Origin of the sequence: Rhodococcus sp. NPDC057297 (assembly GCF_042667435.1) — a bacterium.
Lineage (GTDB): Bacteria > Actinomycetota > Actinomycetes > Mycobacteriales > Mycobacteriaceae > Rhodococcoides.
Window position 1 is genome coordinate 136,586 of sequence record NZ_JBHUZE010000002.1, and the last position, 20,514, is coordinate 157,099.

20 protein-coding genes are annotated in these 20,514 nt (G+C 64.6%); 6 read left to right on the forward strand and 14 right to left on the reverse strand.

The annotated features are described in order from the left end of the window. The gene (locus ACFULT_RS06540) at positions 1-945 is read right to left on the reverse strand and encodes a TAXI family TRAP transporter solute-binding subunit (protein ID WP_378480971.1); all 945 of its coding nucleotides are present in this window, start codon (positions 943-945) and stop codon (positions 1-3) included. Positions 946-1,038: 93 nt separating this feature from the next. Here ACFULT_RS06540 and dctA point away from each other — a divergent pair, with 93 nt between their 5' ends. Continuing rightward, a complete protein-coding gene (gene dctA / locus ACFULT_RS06545) occupies positions 1,039-2,418 on the forward strand; it encodes a C4-dicarboxylate transporter DctA (RefSeq protein ID WP_378480972.1) in 1,380 nt (459 codons plus the stop codon). On the opposite strand, the gene ACFULT_RS06550 is transcribed toward dctA, so the two are convergent. Genes ACFULT_RS06550 through ACFULT_RS06560 form a run of 3 tightly spaced genes read right to left on the reverse strand, consistent with a single transcriptional unit; the run spans position 2,415 to position 4,642 of the window. Next, positions 2,415-3,695 (reverse strand): sensor histidine kinase KdpD, encoded by a 1,281-nt coding sequence (locus tag ACFULT_RS06550; RefSeq protein ID WP_037103682.1) that lies wholly within the window; start codon positions 3,693-3,695, stop codon positions 2,415-2,417. The two genes, dctA and ACFULT_RS06550, sit on opposite strands and share 4 nt — an antisense overlap. 20 nt (positions 3,696-3,715) lie before the next feature. Next, on the reverse strand, positions 3,716-4,417 hold the full coding sequence (locus ACFULT_RS06555; RefSeq protein WP_019664385.1) for a response regulator transcription factor: 702 nt from the start codon (positions 4,415-4,417) through the stop codon (positions 3,716-3,718). 12 nt (positions 4,418-4,429) lie between these two features. Next, on the reverse strand, positions 4,430-4,642 hold the full coding sequence (locus ACFULT_RS06560; protein ID WP_037103685.1) for a hypothetical protein: 213 nt from the start codon (positions 4,640-4,642) through the stop codon (positions 4,430-4,432). Positions 4,643-4,743: 101 nt separating this feature from the next. On the opposite strand from ACFULT_RS06560, the gene ACFULT_RS06565 reads away from it, so the two are divergent. After that, positions 4,744-6,075: a deoxyribodipyrimidine photo-lyase gene (locus ACFULT_RS06565; RefSeq protein ID WP_037103688.1), complete on the forward strand. Its 1,332-nt coding sequence runs from the start codon at positions 4,744-4,746 to the stop codon at positions 6,073-6,075. 3 nt (positions 6,076-6,078) lie between these two features. On the opposite strand, the gene ACFULT_RS06570 is transcribed toward ACFULT_RS06565, so the two are convergent. Then, positions 6,079-6,981 carry a DMT family transporter gene (locus ACFULT_RS06570; RefSeq protein ID WP_378480973.1) on the reverse strand — a complete coding sequence of 301 codons (903 nt, stop codon included), beginning with the start codon at positions 6,979-6,981 and terminating at the stop codon, positions 6,079-6,081. Between the two features lie 110 nt (positions 6,982-7,091). Continuing rightward, positions 7,092-8,939 (reverse strand): propionyl-CoA synthetase, encoded by a 1,848-nt coding sequence (locus ACFULT_RS06575; RefSeq protein ID WP_378480974.1) that lies wholly within the window; start codon positions 8,937-8,939, stop codon positions 7,092-7,094. 638 nt (positions 8,940-9,577) lie between these two features. On the opposite strand from ACFULT_RS06575, the gene ACFULT_RS06580 reads away from it, so the two are divergent. Further along, a complete protein-coding gene (locus ACFULT_RS06580; protein ID WP_342585468.1) occupies positions 9,578-10,108 on the forward strand; it encodes a DUF559 domain-containing protein in 531 nt (176 codons plus the stop codon). Between the two features lie 91 nt (positions 10,109-10,199). Then, positions 10,200-10,589 (forward strand): hypothetical protein, encoded by a 390-nt coding sequence (locus tag ACFULT_RS06585; RefSeq protein WP_141217136.1) that lies wholly within the window; start codon positions 10,200-10,202, stop codon positions 10,587-10,589. Here the strand turns inward: ACFULT_RS06585 and ACFULT_RS06590 are convergent. Genes ACFULT_RS06590 through ACFULT_RS06615 form a run of 6 tightly spaced genes read right to left on the reverse strand, consistent with a single transcriptional unit; the run spans position 10,539 to position 16,641 of the window. After that, positions 10,539-12,041, reverse strand: coding sequence for a carboxyl transferase domain-containing protein (locus ACFULT_RS06590; protein WP_037103700.1), 1,503 nt, complete (start codon positions 12,039-12,041; stop codon positions 10,539-10,541). The two genes, ACFULT_RS06585 and ACFULT_RS06590, sit on opposite strands and share 51 nt — an antisense overlap. Before the next feature lie 10 nt (positions 12,042-12,051). Further along, on the reverse strand, positions 12,052-13,248 hold the full coding sequence (locus ACFULT_RS06595; RefSeq protein WP_094719450.1) for an ABC transporter permease: 1,197 nt from the start codon (positions 13,246-13,248) through the stop codon (positions 12,052-12,054). Continuing rightward, positions 13,245-14,135, reverse strand: a complete 891-nt coding sequence (locus ACFULT_RS06600) for an ABC transporter ATP-binding protein (RefSeq protein ID WP_378480975.1) — start codon at positions 14,133-14,135, stop codon at positions 13,245-13,247. The genes ACFULT_RS06595 and ACFULT_RS06600 overlap by 4 nt, the downstream gene beginning before the upstream one ends. A 20-nt stretch (positions 14,136-14,155) precedes the next feature. After that, entirely contained in the window at positions 14,156-14,689 is a 534-nt protein-coding gene (locus ACFULT_RS06605; protein ID WP_037103709.1) for a hypothetical protein, read from the reverse strand. Then, the gene (locus ACFULT_RS06610; protein ID WP_019664396.1) at positions 14,686-14,958 is read right to left on the reverse strand and encodes a helix-turn-helix transcriptional regulator; all 273 of its coding nucleotides are present in this window, start codon (positions 14,956-14,958) and stop codon (positions 14,686-14,688) included. Before ACFULT_RS06610 ends, ACFULT_RS06605 begins: the two co-directional genes overlap by 4 nt. A gap of 48 nt (positions 14,959-15,006) precedes the next feature. After that, positions 15,007-16,641 (reverse strand): ABC-F family ATP-binding cassette domain-containing protein, encoded by a 1,635-nt coding sequence (locus tag ACFULT_RS06615; RefSeq protein WP_378480976.1) that lies wholly within the window; start codon positions 16,639-16,641, stop codon positions 15,007-15,009. Positions 16,642-16,800: 159 nt separating this feature from the next. On the opposite strand from ACFULT_RS06615, the gene ACFULT_RS06620 reads away from it, so the two are divergent. Then, positions 16,801-17,649 (forward strand): aldo/keto reductase, encoded by an 849-nt coding sequence (locus tag ACFULT_RS06620; RefSeq protein ID WP_037103715.1) that lies wholly within the window; start codon positions 16,801-16,803, stop codon positions 17,647-17,649. A 78-nt stretch (positions 17,650-17,727) separates the two neighbouring features. After that, the gene (locus ACFULT_RS06625; protein WP_378481346.1) at positions 17,728-18,564 is read left to right on the forward strand and encodes a uroporphyrinogen-III synthase; all 837 of its coding nucleotides are present in this window, start codon (positions 17,728-17,730) and stop codon (positions 18,562-18,564) included. A gap of 28 nt (positions 18,565-18,592) precedes the next feature. On the opposite strand, the gene ACFULT_RS06630 is transcribed toward ACFULT_RS06625, so the two are convergent. After that, positions 18,593-19,510 carry a VWA domain-containing protein gene (locus ACFULT_RS06630; RefSeq protein WP_378480977.1) on the reverse strand — a complete coding sequence of 306 codons (918 nt, stop codon included), beginning with the start codon at positions 19,508-19,510 and terminating at the stop codon, positions 18,593-18,595. A 63-nt stretch (positions 19,511-19,573) separates the two neighbouring features. Then, positions 19,574-20,509 carry an AAA family ATPase gene (locus tag ACFULT_RS06635; protein WP_378480978.1) on the reverse strand — a complete coding sequence of 312 codons (936 nt, stop codon included), beginning with the start codon at positions 20,507-20,509 and terminating at the stop codon, positions 19,574-19,576. Positions 20,510-20,514 lie beyond the last annotated feature (5 nt).

Consider the following 20,514-nt stretch of genomic DNA (forward strand, 5'->3'; position numbering starts at 1 on the left):
TCACGGCTTGTGTTCGCGAAACCAGTCCGCTGCACCGGGATGCAGTGGTATCGGTGTGGTGGCGGCTCCGGTTCGGGGGTTGATCTGATCTGCTTCCGGGCGGTTCACGGACAGCGCCCGGACGTTCTCGAACGTGCTCGCGGTCAGGAAACGGGCCAAGTCGCGTGGAAACTCGTTGCGCACCAGCACGAACGTGGGAACGGCGAGGGTTCGGCTCGACGCGATGTCCGGATACACCGTCCGTGAGATCACGACGCCGACGTACTCACCGGGGAACGCAGATCGTACGGCTTCGGTCTCGACTGCGAGATCGAGAAACTCGACCGCGCGACCGGACGCCGACGCGTTTTTCACCAACGAGTCGAGCGCAGGTGTCGGCATCGCGGTCAACGAGAAGACTGCATCCAGTTCGCCGGAGAGCAGTGCTCGGGCCGCGTCGTCCTGGCCGTAGGACAGTGGGGTGACGGCCAGCCCGGCCGAGTCGAGGAGTCGAAGCGCGGTGAAGCGCGTTCCCGATCCGGGAAGGCCGATCGCGACCCGCATGCCCGGAAGATCCTGCAGTGTTCGTACCGGACCGTCGGCCATGACCGCGAGGTGCAGCACCGAGTCGAACACCCGGAACAGTGCGGAGAAGTCCGAGGCGTACGGCTTCGCCACGTCGGCGTTCACGAAACCCAGGTCGACGGACCCGTCCGTGAGCAGTGCCGCGTTGTCGACGGCCGCGTCGGTTTCGACGATGTCGACGACGTCGCGTGCGAGGGCGTCGTTCCAGCGCTCGGCCAGCGCGGTCCCCGTCTCGCGGTAGGTCGCCCCCGCCGGTCCGGTGGCCAACAACATGCTGTCGACGGAGGGAACCGGCCGACTGGAACACGCAGGCAGCAGGGCTGCGAGACTCACGGCCGACACCCCGGCGAGCAGGGTCCGTCGATCGATCCCTCCGCTCACTCGTCTCCTATGTCCGAAATGTGAATGTCAGATCGACCTCAAATCTACGCAACTTTCTTGGTGTGACGGGCGCCACTGCGGAACATTGGCGGCATGGCTTCCACCACCGAGACGGGTGACACCGTCAAGCGCAAGCGTTTCTACCACCAGCTGTACTTCTGGGTTCTCGTCGGAATTAGCGTCGGAATCATCATCGGCCTCACCGCTCCCGGCGTGGCGTCGGAGATGAAGTGGATGGCCGATCTGTTCATCAAACTCGTCAAGGTGGTCATCGCGCCGACGATCTTCGCGACGATCGTCGTCGGGATCGCGGGCATGGGCAACCTGGCCAAAGCGGGTGGTCTCGCCTTCAAGACCGTCATGTACTTCAACGTCACCACCGTGTTCGCGCTGGCGATCGGCCTCGTCGTCGTCAACGTCCTCGGGCCGGGGCGTGGATTGAACTACGACGTCGCCTCCTTCGACTCGTCGGCCGCCGCGGGCACCATCGAGTCGGCCGGTGAAGCGAGCGGAACGGGACTGACCGGGTTCATCCTGAATCTGGTACCCGACTCGTTCGCGAGTGCCTTCGTCGACGGAATGTTGCTGCAGGTGCTGCTGCTGGCGATCCTCGTGGCCGTTGCGGTGACGATGCTCGGCACGCGGGCAGCGCCGGTCGTCAGTGCACTGGACACGTTCGCCAAGATCATGTTCGGCGTCATCAAGCTCGTGATGTGGGTTGCGCCGCTGGGTGCGATGGGCGGAATCGCATTCACGATCGGTGAGCACGGGAGCGCGATCCTCGGTTCTCTCGCAACGTTCATGGGTTCGTTCTGGCTCACGTGCATTCTGTTCCTGCTGTTCGTCCTCGGCCCCATCTGCAGGCTCGCCGGGTTCAGCATCTTCAAGTACCTGCGGTACATCAAGGACGAACTGCTGATCGTCCTCGGCACGTCGTCGTCGGAGACGGTTCTCCCGCGCATGATGGCGAAGATGGAAGCGGCAGGCACACCGAAGCACGTGGTGGGCATGACGATTCCCACCGGCTACTCGTTCAACCTCGACGGCACCGCCATCTACATGTCCATGGGCGCGATCTTCATCGCGCAGGCTTTCGGTATCGACGTCCCCATCTGGACTCAGATCGGTCTGCTCGTGTTCATGCTGATCTCGTCGAACGGCGCTGCAGGCGTGTCGGGCGCGGGCCTGGTCACCCTCGCTGCGTCCTTGACGGCATTCGACTCGGTGATCCCGGTTGCGGGTATCGCGTTGATCGTCGGAATCGACCGCTTCATGTCCGAGGGCCGTGCGCTGACCAACCTGTCCGGCAACGGACTCGGAACGCTCGTCATCGCGAGGTGGACCGGCGAGCTCGATCGGGAACGCCTCGCCTACGTGCTGGACAACCCGAAGACCGTCGACGTCGACGACCCGTTGGATCCCGACGAGCCGGCCGACAAGGAACTGGCGTCCTCGGGTGCAGCAGGACGCTAGTGTCCGCGTGCGAGGTCCAGTACCAGTCTGGCCCCACCGAGCGGACTGTCGGTGAAACGAGCTCGGCCACCGTGCAGTTCGGCCTGCTGCGCCACCAGGGCGAGGCCGAGGCCGGATCCACCCTTCGTCGCCGACGCCCCACGGTAGAAGCGCTCGAAGACGGAATCCCGCTCGGCGGGCGGGATTCCGGATCCGTTGTCGTCGAGGACGATCTGCACCGTGGAGTCGGTCTCGGTCACCGTGATCGCGACGTCGGTGGCCGACCCGTGGCGAACGGCGTTGATGATCGCGTTGTCCAGTGCGAGGCGGAGTCCGGCGGGCAGAGCGTCGACGACGAGCGATGGGGCCGAGTCGATGCGGACCGTCAGACCCGGGTTCTGCCGCATCGCGTCCTGAGCCGCCACGTCGCAGATCTCGACGATGTCGACCGGGACGCGATCCTTGTCACTGGACAGCTCACCCGACGCGAGCTTCTCGAGAGCCGTCAGAGTTGCTTCGACACGGCCCTGCGTCCGCTGCAGGTCCTCGAGGATCTCGAGTCGTTGCGGCGGTTCGAGGTCGAGGGTGCGCAGCACTTCGATGTCGGTCCGCATCGCCGTCAACGGCGTCCGAAGCTCGTGCGCGGACACCGCCGCGAAATCCCGAGCGGTGCCGAGGGCTTCGGTGGTGCGTGCTTGCGCGTCGCCGAGTCGTTCCAGCATGCCTGCGATGGCCACGGCCAACTCGTCGGACTCCTTCACCCCGGTCGAGGTGTCCGGCGACCTCGGGGGCTGCGCACTGACCTGCCGAGTCAGTGTCACGAGCGGTTTCACCGCGCGGCCGCCGAAGATCCAGCCGAGACCCGTCGACGCGGCGATAGCGGCCAATCCGCCGAAGATGACCCACCGCTGTTGATCGTCGGTGATCTCCTGTGCCTCGGCAGCGGGCACACCGATGGAGATGATGATGTTGGTCGCCGACACCGCCTCGGAGGTGTAGACGCGGAAGCGGTCACCTCCCACGTCGACGGTCTCCGAGCCCTCGTCCAATCGGGGCAGTTGCGTGGGAGTCGACGCGATGACGGTGTCACCGGTTCGGATCGTCACCGCGAACGCTCCTGAGCTGCCGAGCTGATCGAGAAACAATTCGAGGCTCGACGCACTCGGAATCAGGACCTGAGACGCCGTCGTCAACCGGTCGTCGAGGTTGCTCACGTTGTTTCTCGAGATGACCACGGAGGCGACGGTCGCGAGCGTCGCGACGACGATCGTCGCACCGAGCGCGGTCGCGACGGCCACTCGGGCGCGAAGAGAGAATCTCACGAGCTCGGCCGCAGCACGAAGCCGACACCGCGCACGGTGTGCAGGACGCGGGATTGACCGTCGACCTCGATCTTGCGGCGGAGATATCCGACGAACACGTCGACGACGTTGGTGTCGGCCACGAAGTCGTACCCCCACACCAGCTCGAGCAGCCGCTCACGCGTCAGGACGACGCCTGCGTTCCTGGCGAGGACTGCGAGCAGTTCGAATTCCCGTTTGGTCAGATCCAGTTCTCGCATCCCGACGTGGGCGCGATGGCCGGGGATGTCGACGCTCAGGCCGCCGACGGTGATGGCGGAGCTGGATTCGGGTGGGGCAGGTGCCGTCGCGCGCCTGCGGAGCATCGCGCGGATCCGAGCGACCAGCTCGGCCAGGACGAAAGGTTTGGTCAGGTAGTCGTCGGCGCCGGATTCCAGGCCGGAGATGCGATCGTCGACCGAGCTCCGAGCGCTCAACACACAGATGGGCACGTCGTTCCCCATCGCGCGGAGGGCTTTGACGACGCTGGCACCGTCGAGGACCGGCATGTTGATGTCCAGGACCACCACGTCGGGTGATCGCTGGGAGACCGCGGTGAGCGCTTCGGCGCCGTCGACCGCGGTGATGACGGTGAATCCGGACAGGCGGAGTCCGCGTTGAAGCGAGGCGAGCACGTCCGCGTCGTCGTCGACTACGAGTACGGTGGCTGATTCTGGCACAGCTCTATCGTGCTATGCCGCCCAGCTCTGGACGGTCATCTTGCGCTCCTCGGGCGATTTGGCGAAGAACTCCTCGAGCGCACTGCGGCGTTCGCGGTCGGCGTCGAGCGTCCACGCCAGTTCGGGTGCATTGGCGTAGAGCTTGGCGTAGTAGGCGTCGAACGTGCACGTCGTGTCGATCAGCGACGCCGCTCCCGGAAAAACTGGGGTTGCTGTGTTTCTCATGTTTCCCAAGGTAGAAGGCTACTTTGGGGACTCGATGAGGCAAATGTGGGAGAACTGTGAGAATTGGATTGTCGAGCAGTCCCGCGGGTATGAATACACGCATGACTGTGGTGTGGTTTCGACGCGACCTGCGAACCGGCGATCTTCCGACGCTGACGGCTGCGGCCGATTCCGACGGGCCTGTGCTTGGATTGTTCGTCCTCGACGACGTGCTGCTGAAGGCGTCGGGCGGGCCGCGTCGGGACTTTCTCTTTCGTTCGCTGGAAGCGCTCGACGAGCAGTTGGACGGCCGGCTGCTGGTCGTGAAGGGTGATCCGGAAACCGTGGTGCCCAAGGTCGCGAAGGCCGTCGACGCCGACGAAGTCCACATCAGCGCAGATTACGGTCCGTACGGGCGGTCCAGAGACGAGCGCGTCGGTGAACACGTGTCGTTGGTGTCGACGGGGTCGCCCTACGCCATCGCCCCCGGCCGGGTCACGAAGAACGACGGCGAGCCCTACCGGGTGTTCACGCCGTACTTCCGTCAATGGATGGAACACGGATGGCGGGGCCCGGCGGACACGTCGGAGAAGACCGTGTCGTGGCTCGATCCGTCGGATGTGAAGGGGCTTCCCCGACGCGTGAAGATTCCCACCGAAAAGGATGCGTCCGACGCGCCTGCGGGGGAGAAGGCTGCGTCGGGCGCCTGGGCCGAGTTTCTGGAGCGTGTCTCGGACTACGACGACGAGCGCAACCGGCCGGACCTGGACTCGACGTCTCGGATGTCGGTGCATCTGAAGTACGGCACCATCCACCCGCGGACGATGCTGGCGGACCTCGGGAAACTGCGCAGCGAGGGGTCCGCGTCCTACCGACGCCAGATCGCGTGGCGAGACTTCTACGCGGACATACTGTTTCAGCGCCCGGACAGTGCTCGGGAGAACTACGACAAGAAGTTCGACAAGATCGAGCTGGACACCAGCAAACATGCACACGAGTTGTTCGACGCGTGGAAGGACGGCAAGACCGGCTTCCCCATCGTCGACGCCGGTATGCGACAGCTGAATACCGAGAACTGGATGCACAACCGGGTACGCATGATCGTGGCGTCGTTCCTCGTCAAGGATTTGCATCTGCCGTGGTGGTGGGGAGCGCGATACTTCTTGGACCGATTGGTCGACGGCGATCTGGCCAGCAATCAACACGGATGGCAGTGGACGGCAGGCACGGGAACCGATGCGTCCCCGTACTTCCGCGTGTTCAACCCGATCACCCAGGGCGAGAAGTTCGACCCCACCGGCGATTACGTACGCCGCTGGGTTCCCGAACTGCGCGGGGAAGAAGGGAAAGCCGTGCACACGTTGAAGTTCGGACGCCCCAAGGATTACCCCGACGCCATCGTCGACCACAAGCACGAGCGAGAGGTCGCGATTGCCCGGTTCAAGGCACTGTGACGCTCACCGTCGGCGAGAGAGCCCGACGCCGACGAGACAGACGACGCCGCCCAGCACTGCAAGGATGTGTGGCACTTCGTTCAGCAGGGCCCAACTCAGCGCGATGGTGATGGGCGGGACGGCGTACGTGGTGATGCCGAGCCTGCCTGCATTCATGCGGGTCAGCGCGTAGGCCCAGGTGGAGAACGCGAGTGCCGTCGGTACGAGGCCGAGGTAGACGAGGCCGCCTGTTGCCTGCACGGATGCGTCGGCGAGGTCGTCGAGCAGAGCCGGGGTGAACGGGAGGGTGCACACAGCGCCGATCGCGCAGGCCATCCACGTGACCTGAAGGCCGGGCACGCTGCGCAGCACCGGTTTCTGGCACAGAACACCGACGGCGTACGTCACGGCGGAGACGAGGCACAGGGCGATGCCGAGGGCATCCGCGTCGGTTCTGACGGTGTCGGTGGTGGTCACGGCGGTGACGACACCCACGAGCACGGCGCCGGAGAACGCGATGGCCGCGCCGATCACGAGCCACCGCGGAAACCCCTCGCCGAGGAGGAGTCCGGCGAACAGAGCCACGAGAATCGGGCCGATCTGAATGATCATCGACGTGGTACCTGCGTCGACGCGCTGTTCGGCCGCGTTGAGGGCGACGTTGTAGATCGCGAACCAGAACACACCGACGCAGATGATCTGAATCCACTGAGTTCGGGTAGGTCTGACCCACGTCCGTTTCGCGAGAAGGATCACGCCGAGTGCGGCCGTGCCGATGAGAAGCCGGCCGAACGCCAAGGAACCCGCCCCGAAGGACGTTCCGACTCCTCGAATCGCGACGAACGCCGACGCCCAGGACACAACGGTGACCGTCACCGCTCCGAGCGCAAGCCAGTCCGTCTTCTTCGTCACCGCGACATCGGTCATGGCATGAGATTACGACGAGCGGACTGCCCCCGGCGCGCGGGTTTCGGACAACCTTGCTCGTTTTCCTGCCCTATGTGAGTGGAAATGTAGGCCAGGGCCTACATTCCCACTCACCGACGGAGTAGCTTTTCCAGCGCATCCAGAACGGCTGGATCCTCGATGGTCGACGGAACCCCGTACTCCTCACCTGCGACGATCTGCCGCATGGTCTTGCGCAGAATCTTCCCGGACCTGGTCTTCGGAAGCGCACCGACGATCGTCACGTCCCGGAACGTCGCGAGTGCGCCGATCTGGTCACGCACCATCGCGACCAGTTCCGTGCGCAATCGGTCCTCCTCGATGGTTTCGCCCGCCTTGAGCACCACGTACCCACTGGGCCGCTGCCCTTTGAGGTCGTCGTGAATTCCGATCACCGCGCATTCGGCCACCGCGGGGTGGCTCGCGACGACAGCCTCCATCGATCCCGTCGACAGTCGATGACCTGCGACGTTGATGACGTCGTCACTGCGACCGAGGACGTACACGTACCCGTCGGCGTCGATGTACCCGGAATCGCCGGTCAGGTAGTAGCCCGGGAACGTGTCGAGGTACGAACGCTGGAAGCGGTTCTCGTCGTTCCACAATCCCACCAGGGTGCCGGGAGGCAGCGGGAGCTTGACGACGATATTGCCCTCGGTACCGGCGTCGACCTCGGTGCCTGCGGCGTCCACGATCGTCACCTCGAAACCCGGAACCGCGACGGTCGGTGAACCGGACTTGATCGGAAGTGGCTCGAGCCCGCGGAGATTCGCGGCGATCGCCCAGCCGGTCTCCGTCTGCCACCAGTGGTCGACGACGGGTCGGTCCAGGGTTCGGCTGATCCACTCGTAGGTGTCGGGATCCAGCCGCTCGCCTGCGACGAACAGTGTCTCCAGGCTGCTGACGTCGTACTTCTCCAGTTCCTCGGCGTGCGGATCCACCTTGCGGATGGCACGCAACGCCGTCGGGGCGGTGAACAACGCTCGCACACCGTGACTTTCGATGACCCGCCAGAAGGCCCCGGCGTCGGGAGTGCCGACGGGTTTGCCTTCGTAGAGAACCGTTGTCGCACCTGCCAGCAGTGGGCCGTAGACGATGTAGGAATGCCCGACCACCCAGCCGACGTCGGACGCCGTCCACATGACCTGACCCGGGCCGACATCGTAGATGTTGTGCATCGACCATCTCAGTGCGACGGCATGGCCACCGTTGTCGCGTACGACGCCTTTGGGTTTTCCGGTGGTTCCTGATGTGTAGAGGATGTAGAGCGGATCCGTAGCCTTCACCGGAACTGGTTGTGCCGGCGACGCTTCGGTCATCTCGGCATCCCAGTCCAACCATCCGTGATCGCTCGGAATCCCGTCGCGGCTCTTGACGATCACCGTCGGCGACGAGGACAGGGCCAACGCCTTCTCGACGATCGGGAGGTACTCCACGACCCGTCCCGGCTCGAAACCGCCACTCGCCGTCACCACCAGCACCGGTTCGGCGTCGTCGATCCGCGCCGCGAGCTCCTTCGCCGCGAATCCGCCGAACACCACCGAATGCACCGCACCGATCCGCGCACACGCCAGCATCGCCACGGCTGCCTCGGGAATCATGGGCAGATACAGAATGACGCGGTCACCCTTCCCCACACCGTTGCGTACGAGCACTCCCGCGAACTGCGCCACCTCGTTCAGCAGCTGGGCATAGGTGTACCGGCGCTGCGTACCGGTCATCGCCGAGTCGTAGATCAGCGCCGTACGGTCCCCGTCGCCCGCATCCACATGCCGGTCGAGCGCATTGACACACGTGTTGAGCACGCCGTCCGGGAACCAGCGGCCATCGAACGCCGTCGTCGGAGCACTGACCCAATCGATCCCCTCGGCTGCTTCCAGCCAGAAACCCTCACGATCGGACCTGGCCCTGTCGAATGCATCTCGATACTCGCCGCTCATGGCCCGAGCCTAGTGTGGTCCCGGTTGCAGAGGAGTTGCGTTCGTGGGGATTGCTACTGATCTGACTGCACAGTCTTGGGCTGTTTCGGCGGGATTCCGTGAAAAGTCGCGGAAACTGTGCACTGAAGTCAGTCGGTGGGCGGCTGACCTGGTTGCGTACTGCTGGGTGGTTTCGGCGGGATTCCGCGGGATTGTCGAGGAGGCTTTACCCCATCGTCAACTGAGGGCTGTGGATAACGAAAGTTATCCACAGTTCGAGGCACCAGCACTACCGGCGGGGTGCTGGATCGGGAACGGTGTACCGCATGGGGGTACATACAGCGGCGGAGCTCATGGCTTCGGGGATCAGTCGTGGGGCGATAACATACCGGACGAAGTCGGGAGAGTTGCAGCGGCTATTGCCACGGGTGTACGCGACGTCACCGCCGGATTACTTCGAGCTCTGCAGGGCGGTAACTCTCTGGAAGCCGAGTGCGGTTGTCTCGCATTCGAGTGCTGCATGGCTGTGGGGGTTGACCGACCGGGAACCGAAAATTGTCGATGCCACTGTGGGACCGGCGGGACAAGCGCGGTGCCCAGAGTGGGTTCGCCTCCATCGACGGCAGCTCCCCGCGACCGTGACGTACCGAGGACTGCGCATGGTAACGATCGAGCAGGCATTCGTCGACATGGCTGCGACTCTGCAGAAGGCCGAGCTCGAGGCGTTCGTGGACGCGACTCTCGACGTTCACCTGCCGTGGCGAAGGGTCGCCGAGGTCTGTGAAGCTTCGAGCGGCATGCGCGGCATGACTGCGTTGCGAGAGCAGTTGCGTCGGTGTTGCCCCGGCACTCGTTCCGAACCGGAACGGATGGTGGCGCGCGCACTGACTGCGCGAAACTTCCGTATGGAGATCAATGCGAGAGTCGGACCGTTCTACGGTGACCTCGTCGACTTTCGTGCGCGCGTTATCGTCGAGATCGACGGGCGTGAGTTCCATATCGGGCCGGCCGAGTTCAGCAACGATCGCCGTCGCCAGAATGCTCTGGTTCTGGAGGGGTGGCTGGTACTGAGGTACTCGGCCGCGACCGTGCGGGCAGACCTCGACCGGGTCGTCGACGAGATAATCAGCGTGGTACGCAAGCGGCGCAGGTCGATCGACTCCACGTCACGAGCGTTGCCACGCTCCTGAGTGCAAAGGCAACATCGAAGTTTCGGGGCCGCGCGTAGGAATTCCGTCAAGATCCTGGCGACGCGGCGGGGGCGGATGGAGACTCGCAGATGTGACTCTTTTCGAGATGCTGCCGTCTCTTCGTAATGCAGGCCGACCACGATTCGATTCGGGGTTGTGGCCGTCGGGCACGGGTTTTCGTGATGGGCGGTTGATGGTCGACGGTGTGTTCGTCGATGATTTCGCTGATTGCGAGGGCACGCCGACGCGGTTGGGTTGTGTAGTGGTGACGCGGGTGAGGTCGGTGATCGCCGGCATCGTGCGTGTCGATGCCGTGCTCGGGTGCGTGGAGGTCGCCGATATCGCGAACCGCCATTCGGTGGTGGGTCGGCAGTTCTTCGCGATGGGCGACGCCAAGGTGGAGCTTCCGTCGGATGTGCGGGCCGGTGACCTACTGGCCGTGATTCCCGAGGCCCAGGCGTCGGTACCGGGCGAGGCGTGAGGACACACGGTCGTCGTCGGAGCTGATGTCGCGTAGTTCTCGTGCAATGGCTCCGGCCACTCGGGTCGAGAATTCGACGGGTTCCTCTGCCGCATCGGGGTGTTCGGGCACGATGGCGTCGACGATGCCGTCGCGGAGCAGGTCCACGGACCGAATGCCTTGCGCCTCGGCCATGTCCGACGCGTGTGCTGTGTCGCGGTGAACGATGGCGCTTGCGCCTTCCGGGGGAAGCGGCGCGAGCCAGGCGTTCTGTGCGCACAGAGTGCGGTCGGCGGGCAGGAGTGCGAGTGCGCCGCCGCCAGTTCCTTGGCCGAGGAGGACCGACACCGTCGGGGTATCGACGGTGACGAGATCGCTGATGCAACGCGCGATTTCGGGTGCGATACCGCCTTCTTCCGCTTCCTTGGACAGTGCTGCGCCGAACGTGTCGATGACGAGGACCAGGGGAATGCGGAGTTCCTCGGCCAGTTTCATTCCGCGCCGAGCCTGACGCAGCGCGCCTGGCCCCATCGTCGCGGTGATGCTGTGGCTGCTTCGGTCGTTGCCGAAGACCACGCAGGAAATTCCACGAAATTTGCACAGGGACAACAGGATCGTCGTGTCCGACTCGCCTTGGCCGGTACCGCTGAGCGGAACCTGTTCGCTGGCAGCGTGTTCGAGGAGTTCCCGCACGCCCGGACGATCGGGGCGCCGGGAGGATTCCACGGAATGCCACGCGGAACGATCAGGGATGTCGCCGACGGCGGGAGCCGGGTCGAGGTGGTGGGCTGTCTCGCCATCGTGGCTGACGACGCGGAGTGCGCGGACCATGAGGTGGCGGAGGCTGTCCACGGGAACCACACCGTCGATGACGCCGTGGTGGTACAGGTTCTCGGCGGTCTGTACGCCCTCGGGAAAAGGCTTGTCGTACAGGGCTTGATAGACGCGAGGGCCGAGGAATCCGATGAGTGCACCGGGTTCGGCGAACGTGACGTGGGCGAGCGATCCCCAGGATGCGAAGACGCCGCCGGTCGTGGGATTGCGGAGGTACACCAAGTACGGCAGGCCGGCTTGTTTGTGCAGGGTCACCGCGCCCGCGATCTTCACCATCTGTACGAACGCAAGAGTGCCTTCCTGCATGCGAGTTCCCCCGGACGTGGGAGACGCGATCAGCGGGAGCTTCTCCGCGGTGGCACGCTCGATGGCGGTGGCGATTCGTTCGGCTGCCGCCACTCCGATCGACCCGGCCAGGAAAGCGAACTCGCACGCAATGATGGCCACCGGCCTACCGTCGACCAGCCCCTGTCCGGTGAGAACGGACTCGTCGACGCCGCTCTTGTCTCGGGCTTTCGCCAAGTCGGCGGCATACTTCGGGCCGGGGGAGACGTCGATCGGTTCCCGATCCCACGACACGAACGATCCGCCGTCGAGAACTGCATCGAGTATCTCGGCGGCGGACGTCCGTGTTGTCATGAGCGGGATCCTAACGGGCGAATGCTTCCTTCCACGTGACGGTCTTGCCGATGCGCAGGATGGAGCGCTGGTAGATCTTGGCAGCGACGACGGCGAGTGCTGCGGTGGTGGCCGCCATGATGAGGGCGGTTCCGATGATCTGGTAGACCGGCGCGACGCCTGCGGCGATGCGCAGCGGCATCATGACGGCGGAGAACGGCGGAATCCAGCTGAGAACGTTGCTGAGTGTGCTCTCCGGGTCGCCGACCGAGTAGAACGCCGCGAAGAACATTGCCATGATCAGCAACAGGAGCGGCATCGTCGTCGAATTGACGTCCTCTTGCCTGGAGACCATCGATCCACCGGCTGCGTACAGGACTGCGAAGAAGGCGAAGCCGAGCACGAACCAGCCGAGGGTGCCGGCGAAGACGCTGATCGCGGTACCGGTGATGGTGAGTGTGCCCGTTGCAAGTCCGGCGCCGACACCTGCAGCGCCGTAGAGAGCGAGCTGCAGGATGCCGACTGCTCCGATGCCGAGGATCTTGCCCCACAGCAACTGAAGCGGCCTGACGGTGGAGAGCAGCAGTTCGACGACACGCGACGACTTCTCCTCGACGACGCCCATGGCGACGTACATTCCGAATCCGATGATCTGGGCGTACAGGATGAACACCGCGGCGAGAGACAGTGCAACTCGTTGTCCTGCTTCGGGATCCGGAGGGTCGATGGCGTCGACGGTGACCGTTGCGTTCGCGACGGCGGCTGCAACCGCGCCCTGGTCGACGCCTTGCTGCGCCAGCGCGGCGTCGGTGGCCTGCGACTGGACACTGCCTTCGACGACGGCTCGCAGTGCTCCGGTGAGCTCGGAATCGGTGATCGCGGTGTAGGCCCCGGCTCCTGCCGGTACGAGAGCTACGGCGACGTCGCCGGATTCGACGTCGGATCTCGCTGTGTCGGCGTCGGCGATCTCGCGGATGTCGACGGGGCTGCCGACGGCGTCTCCGGTGGCGGTGATGACGGCCGCGATCTGTTGGTCACCGACGATGCCGACGATGTCGCGGTCTTCGTCGTCTCCGCCGGCGAAGATGGAGTACGCGATGATGCCGCCGACGATGACGGCGAGAATGATGACGTTGGAGATGACGAAGCTCTTCTTCATCACCTGAACGGTGAACTCGCGCTTGGCGATCAGGCCGATTGCCCGGCTCGAAGATACTTGGGTGCTCATGCCACTGCCTCTCGGAACAGGTCGCTCAACGACGGTTTGTGGAAGGAGAATTCGTGTACAGGTCCGGTGGCGAGGGCGGCACGAAGGATGGCCTGATCGTCGGTTCCCGGTGCGATGGAGAGGATCGTCCGGCCGGCGCTGTGGCTGACGGCCCGGGCGCCTGCGATGCCGTCGGCCCAGCCGGGCTGGGCGTTCGGTGCGTGTACTTCGAGTTGCGCATCGCCTGATCCGCGGAGTTCGTCGACGGTGCCGACGGCTTTCATGGATCCGGCGGCGATGATGCCTACTCGGTCGCACAGTCGTTGCACGAGATCCAACTGGTGGCTGGAGAAGATCACCGGGACGCCGGACGACGCTTTCTCGCGGAGCACGTCGCTCATGACGTCGACGGCAACCGGGTCGAGACCGGAGAACGGTTCGTCGAGAACGAGAACGGCGGGGTCGTGGACGAGTGCCGCGGCGAGTTGGACGCGCTGCTGGTTGCCCAGGCTCAGGGCGTCGACGGTGTCGTCGAGTCGTTCCGAGATACCGAGTCGTTCGGTCCACGTGCCTACGGCCGACTTGGCGTCCGACGGTGAAAGTCCGTGCAGCTCGGCAAGATACGCGAGCTGCGGGCCGACCTTCATCTTGGGATAGAGGCCGCGTTCCTCCGGCATGTAGCCGATGGTGCGGCGGACATCGAGGTCGACGGGTTTGCCGCCGAGCAGGACCTGCCCGGAGTCGGCGGACAGCACGCCGAGGGTGATGCGCATGGTGGTGGTCTTGCCTGCACCGTTGCTGCCGACGAAGCCGAAGAGCTCACCGGGGTGTACGTCGAACTTCAGGGAGTCGAGGGCGATCTTGTCGCCGTATCTCTTGGAGATGTTGTCGATCGTGAGGGTGCTCATGGTGCCCTTTCGGTCGTTGTTCAGAAGTCTTCCGGGTCGGGGTCGGGAGTGATCCAGGCGAGAATCATTGCTGGGGAACAAATTCCGGCCATGAGGCTGACGAGTGTCCACAACGCGCCTGCGTACGCGAGCCGCTCGTTCTCGTATCCGGTCGCGAGGATGATCAGCGTGAACACCGAGACCATGACGAGGCCCTGGGTGACGGTCAAGCCGATCGACCGAGCTTCGTTGCGCTGCTGTACTTCCCATTCGTCGAGGGCGCCCACGGGTGCATCGCTGTGGCGACCGGAGGCTGTCTGCAGCATCGTCCACAGCACCAGGAAGGCGACGGTGCCGGCGACCCACAAAATGGGTGCCCACTTCCAGAACAGCGATGCGACAGCGATGGTGAGAAGCACGACGAGGGTGGACATCACTGCAGCCGCGAGGATTCGACGGCGCTTCTGCGTTCGCCATGTCGGCAGCATGTGTCGAGTCTTCGCGTCGTTCTCGAGAAACCTGCGTGTGCGGTAGTCCTGGTAGCGCGTCAGAATGTTCGAGTCGGGGGTGGTCACTTGTCGTTCTCCCTTCGAAACAGTTCGGCGGAGAGTGGACCGAGTTCCTTGCGTGAGAACACTGCTTCGACGGGGAGGTCGAAGACTTCGCAGATGCGCAGTGCCAGGTCGAGGCTCGGATAGTGGTCGCCCCGCTCGAGGGCGCCCACTGTCTGCGGGTTGACTTCGATGAGTTCGGCGAGTTGCGCGCGGCTCATCTTTCGTTCGGCCCGCAGAACACCCACCCGGTTGAAGATCGGGAGCGTGTTCCCACGCTTTACGGGGCTCATGGAACAAAGTGTTGTATAAACCCAACGATCTGTCAACTGCGGATAACGTCAAGCCTCGGTGAGTTGCCCCGACTTCATGGTCCACCGACGGGTCGCGCGAACGGTGCCCAGCATGCGGCGGTCGTGGGTGACCAGCAGGAGCGTGCCCTCGAAGTTCTCCATCGCCCGTTCCAACTGCTCGATGGCCGGGAGGTCCAAGTGGTTCGTCGGCTCGTCGAGCACCAGCAGGTTGACGCCGCGCGCCTGCAGCAGGGCCAAGGCAGCGCGTGTGCGTTCACCGGGAGACAGGGAGCCTGCAGGCCGGAGGGGATCGTCGCCGCGTAGGCCGAATTTCGCCAGTAGCGTCCGTACGTCGGCGTCGGACCAGTCGGGGACCGCTGCGCTCAACGAGTCCGATACGGTCGCGGTCCCGGTGAACAGCCCGCGAGCTTGATCGATCTCGCCGATCGCGACGCCGGAACCCAGGGACGCCGTCCCGTCGTCAGGAACCAGGTTTCCGAGGAGGACGGACAGCAATGTGGTTTTGCCCGAACCGTTCTCGCCCGTGATCAAGACTCTGTCACCGAATTCGATCTGTGTCGTGACCGGTCCGAAGGTAAAGCCCTCGCGACGGACGACAGCACCGCTCAGTACCGACACAACGGTGCCGCTGCGGGGTGCGGCCGCGATCTCCATGCGCAGCTCCCACTCCTTACGGGGCTCTTCGACCACCTCGAGCCGTTCGATGCGCCGCTGCGTCTGACGAGCTTTTGCGGCCTGCTTCTCGGTGGACTCCGCCCGAGTCTTGCGGCTGATCTTGTCGTTGTCGGTTGCTTTGCGGCGTGCGTTGCGGACGCCGGATTCCATCCAGTTGCGCTGCATCTGCGCACGAGATTCGAGTGAGGCCTTGGTGTCCGCGAACTCGTCGTACTTCTCTCGCGCGTGCTGCCGGGCAATCTCTCGCTCGGCGAGGTAGGACTCGTAACCCCCGTCGTACACGTCGATGCGGTGTTGGGCGCGATCCAACTCGACGATGCCGGTGACGGTCCTGGCCAGGAACTCACGGTCGTGACTGACGACGACGATCGCCGCCCGCGTTTCGACCACGAACCGTTCCAACTGCTCCAGGCCGGCCAGGTCGAGATCGTTGGTCGGCTCGTCGAGCAGAAGAATGTCGTACCGGGCCAGAAGAATGGCGGCGAGCCCTGCCCGGGCAGCCTGGCCACCGGACAACGACGTCATGAGCGCGCTTCCGTCGACGTCGAGTCCCAGGTCGGCGAGCACCTTCGCGGTCCGCTCGGCCAGGTCCGCGCCGCCGAGAGCAAGCCATCGCTCCAACGCGGGGGTGTAACGATCCTCACCGTCGTCGTTACCGAGTGCTTCGGCTGCATCGTTCATCGTCTGCTCGGCGGCGGTGACTCCGGTCCGTCGGCCGACGAACTCCACGATGGTTTCGCCGGCGATACGTTCGGGTTCCTGCGCAAGATATCCGACGGTGGCGTCGGGCGGGCTCGTGTAGATGTCCCCCTCGGAATCGGCGGTTCCGACACCGGCCAGAAGCGTGAGCAACGTCGATTTACCTGCACCATTGGCTCCGACGAGACCGATGACATCGCCTTCGGTCACGGTGAGATCGAGGCCGGAGAACAGCGTGCGGTCACCGTGGAAAGCAGTGAGGTCGTCGATACGGAGCGTGGCAGTCACCCGATCAGTATTCCCCCTGCACAACCGGGTCATTCCGCAGACTCCACTCCTGCAACAACCGGGTCATTCCGCAGGCTCCACTCCTGCAACAATCCGGTCATTCCGCAGGCTCCACTCCTGCCCGGGAACACATGAAGCCAGCCGTGAGTTGGCACTTGTATGACGTTTTCACCGCAGACAAGCACTGTCCCGACGATCACGCTGAACGACGGACATGCGATTCCGCAGCTCGGCTTCGGCGTGTGGCAGGTTCCGGACGACGGCGCGCACGACGCGGTAGCCGAGGCTCTGAAGGTCGGTTACCGCAGCATCGACACCGCCAAGGTCTACGAGAACGAGACCGGTACCGGTAAGGCGATCGCGGAATCCGGCATCGCCCGCGACGAGCTGTTCGTCACCACCAAGCTGTGGAACGACGACCAGGGTTACGACTCCACGCTGAAGGCGTTCGACGCCAGCATGGGGCGCCTGGGCCTCGAGTACCTTGACCTGTACCTCATTCACTGGCAGCAGCTGGACCGCGACAAGTACATCGACACGTTCAAGGCGTTCCAGAAGCTGAAGGCCGACGGACGTGTCGGGTCCATCGGCGTCTCGAACTTCACGATCCCGACGCTGGAGAAGCTGGCCGACGCCGTGGGCGAGACTCCGTCGATCAACCAGATCGAACTTCACCCGCGCCTCATCCAGGAGGAACTGCGGGCTTTCCACACCAAGCACGGCATCGCGACCGAGGCCTGGAGCCCGCTCGGCTCCGGCACGGTTCTCGAAGAGCCGGCTTTGAAGCCGATCGCCGATGCTCACAGCGTCACCCCGGCGCAGGTCATTCTGCGCTGGCACATCCAGCTCGGCAACGTCGTGATCCCCAAGTCGGTCACCCCCGAGCGCATTGCGAGCAACTTCGACGTGTTCGGCTTCGAGCTGTCGAACGACGAGATCCAGCAGATCAACGCTCTCGACTCTGCTGACGGCCGCACCGGCCCGGATCCGGACAAGTTCTCGTCCTGATTCCCTTTCACACACGCGCGGACGCAGACCCCAGGGTCTGCGTCCTCGCGTGTGTAGGTGGGCCGGCTCTCGGCGCTTATGCTGAGCGGCATGGCACCGCTGACGGGGAAAACGATCGCGCTGACGGCCGAGCGTCGGGCCGACGAGTTCGCGACTCTTCTCGAGCGCCGGGGCGCCCGGACCGTGCACGTTCCCGCGATTCACGTACTTCCCCTCGTCGACGATTCCGATCTGCGCGAGAAGACCGAAGGCATCATCGCGAACCCGCCGGAGCTGGTCGTCATCAGCACCGGTATCGGTTTCCGCGGCTGGCTCGACGCCGCGGAGACGTGGGATTCTCGTGACGCGCTGCTGAACGCCCTCGGGAATTCCCGCATCATTGCACGAGGCCCCAAGGCGCGCGGCGCGATTCGCGGCGCCGGACTCCGCGAAGTCTGGTCCCCGACCACCGAGGCGTCGCAGGAAGTAGCCGATCACCTCGAGTCCGAGGGGATCGCGGGCGTGGATGTCGCAGTGCAGCTTCACGGCACCATCACCGAATGGGAGCCGACGATTCATCTGAGCGACGCCCTCGAGCGGCTCGGTGCCGACGTGCGCGCCATCCCTGTGTACCGCTGGATTCGCCCGCTCGATCAACAGCCGCTGATCGACCTGCTCGCCAAGGTCCTGAACCACGAGGTCGACGCAGTCACGTTCACCAGCGCTCCCGCGGTCGCCTCGCTTCTGTCGACGGCCAAGGACAACGGACTGCTCGACGATTTTCTCGCTGCCCTGCGTGGTCCTGTCGCTGCGATCTGCGTCGGCCCGGTCACGTCGGCGCCGCTGGATGCTCTGGACGTTCCGACGCGTATGCCGGAACGGGCGAGGTTGGGTTCGCTGGCCAAGTACGTGGTCGACGTCCTCAACTGTGAGTGAGACTGTAGGCCCTGGGCCACATTTTCACTCACGTGTCGAAGAGTGAGGTCAGAGCCGGGGCCACGTGCCGGTAGGTGCTGACCGTTCGGACGCGGCCGTGGCCGAGACGAGCGAGATCGCGGCCGAGTTCGACGTCGTTCTCGCCGGATGTGTCCAGCAGAACATCGAGCCGGGGGATCGTCGCGGCTACGTATCGCGGATCCGGTCCGGCGTTGTGGACGCAGTCGGACAGCAACAACACTCGCTTGTCGGGCGCGGACACTTCACGCAGCAGTGTCGCCGCGGTGTCCAGCGCGAACTGCACGTTCGTCAGTCCACGGGCCGGGATGCTCAGCACGGTGTCGAGAATCCCGAGCGGGGTCGTCGGGTCGCCGAACCGGGTGAGCACGGCGGCGTCGGACCAGAAGGCGACGACAGCCAGATCGTCCGCGTTCAGCTCACCTGCCACTGCACCCACCGTCGCCGCCGCGGTACGTACCCGTTCCCCCTTCATCGATCCCGAGATGTCGACGACGAGAACGATCGACCTCTTGGTGTGCAGCCGCTCGCGGACGACGATGTCGTCGTCCTCGGGATACGGGTTGGCTGCGAGCACGTCGATCGTTCGGTCCATGTCGAGTTCGTCGGAGCCGTCGCGGTAGCGTAGCGACGTCAGTTCGCCGATTCCGCGTCGGGCGCGGACGTCGCGTCGCGGACGTCGAACCGCCAAGCGCGCTGCGATCTTTCGGGCTCTGGCCCGTGTCGCCGCGTCGACGGTCGATTCCTCGCTTGCTTCGCGCAACGTGACGATCTCGGCGGACTCGTCGGTGAAGCCCGGAGCCGACGGATTGTTCTCACCGGCAGCGTGTCCGGGGCGACCGCGGCCGTCGGCGACGAGAACGGCTCCACCGGCGCCCGGGCGGAACAACGACGGTGATTCGGTGAGCTGTTTGGGTTTGCGGCGCAACGGCTTCAGCGCCGAGGTCTTCGAGCTCGGTCGACGGACGGGCGAATCAGCCGGTACTGCTCTTCAACCCGGAGCGGCGGCGGCAGGCCGGAGCAGGAAATGGTCTTCCCATATGCGGTGCAGGATCGTTTCCGGCGTGGCGTCGGCGGTGTCGTCGACATGGATACGTCCGGACAGGGCGACGTAGACGGCGTCGAGCATCACTTGTCGGTAGTTGTCGGGTAGGTCGCGCGGAGGTTCGATGTCGGTGACGTCGGGGACCGTCACCTCGCGCAACGACGCCAGTTGCCAGGCCACGAGCGTCAGATCGATCGCTCCTCGAACGCTGCTGCCCTGGGTGATGTCCTCGTGTTCACGAGTCGCCCGGGTGATGGCGACGGCGTCTGCGATCAGTCTCAGCGAGTCCGATTCGGTTCTCAGGGCTACGATTCCGCGCTCGGCCTCGGCGTCCTGGTATCCGATGGCCAAGCGGCACAACCGGTCGTGCACGCTGGTGGAGAGTCGAGTGGTGCCGACGTTGTCGTACGGGTTCATCGACGCCACCACTCGGAACGACGGCAGTGCGGACACGGTTCCGACGCGGGGGATGGTGATTCTGCGTTCGGCCATGGCCGTCAGCAGAGTGTTGAGCGTGTCCTCGGGGGCGCGATTGAACTCCTCGACGTACAGGAAACCGCCGGTGCGCATGGCCTCCACCAGTGGTCCCGGTATGAAGTTGTCCTCACTGTAGTCCTCCCGGAGAACCCGAGAAGGATTGTGATGCCCGACGATTCGAGCCGGCGTCAGGTCTGCGTTGCCCTCGACGAACAGCAGCGGGATGCCCCAGTCCGCCGTGATGGCACCGAGCAGTGTGGATTTGCTGGTGCCGGGCGGGCCCTCGATCAGCAGGTCCCGTCCGGCGGCCACGGCAGCCAGCAGCAGGTCGAGTTCACGGTCCCGCCCGACGATGTGCGCCGCGATCCGGCGGCGCACATCGATGATCGACGTCAGAAGCGTCATTTGTT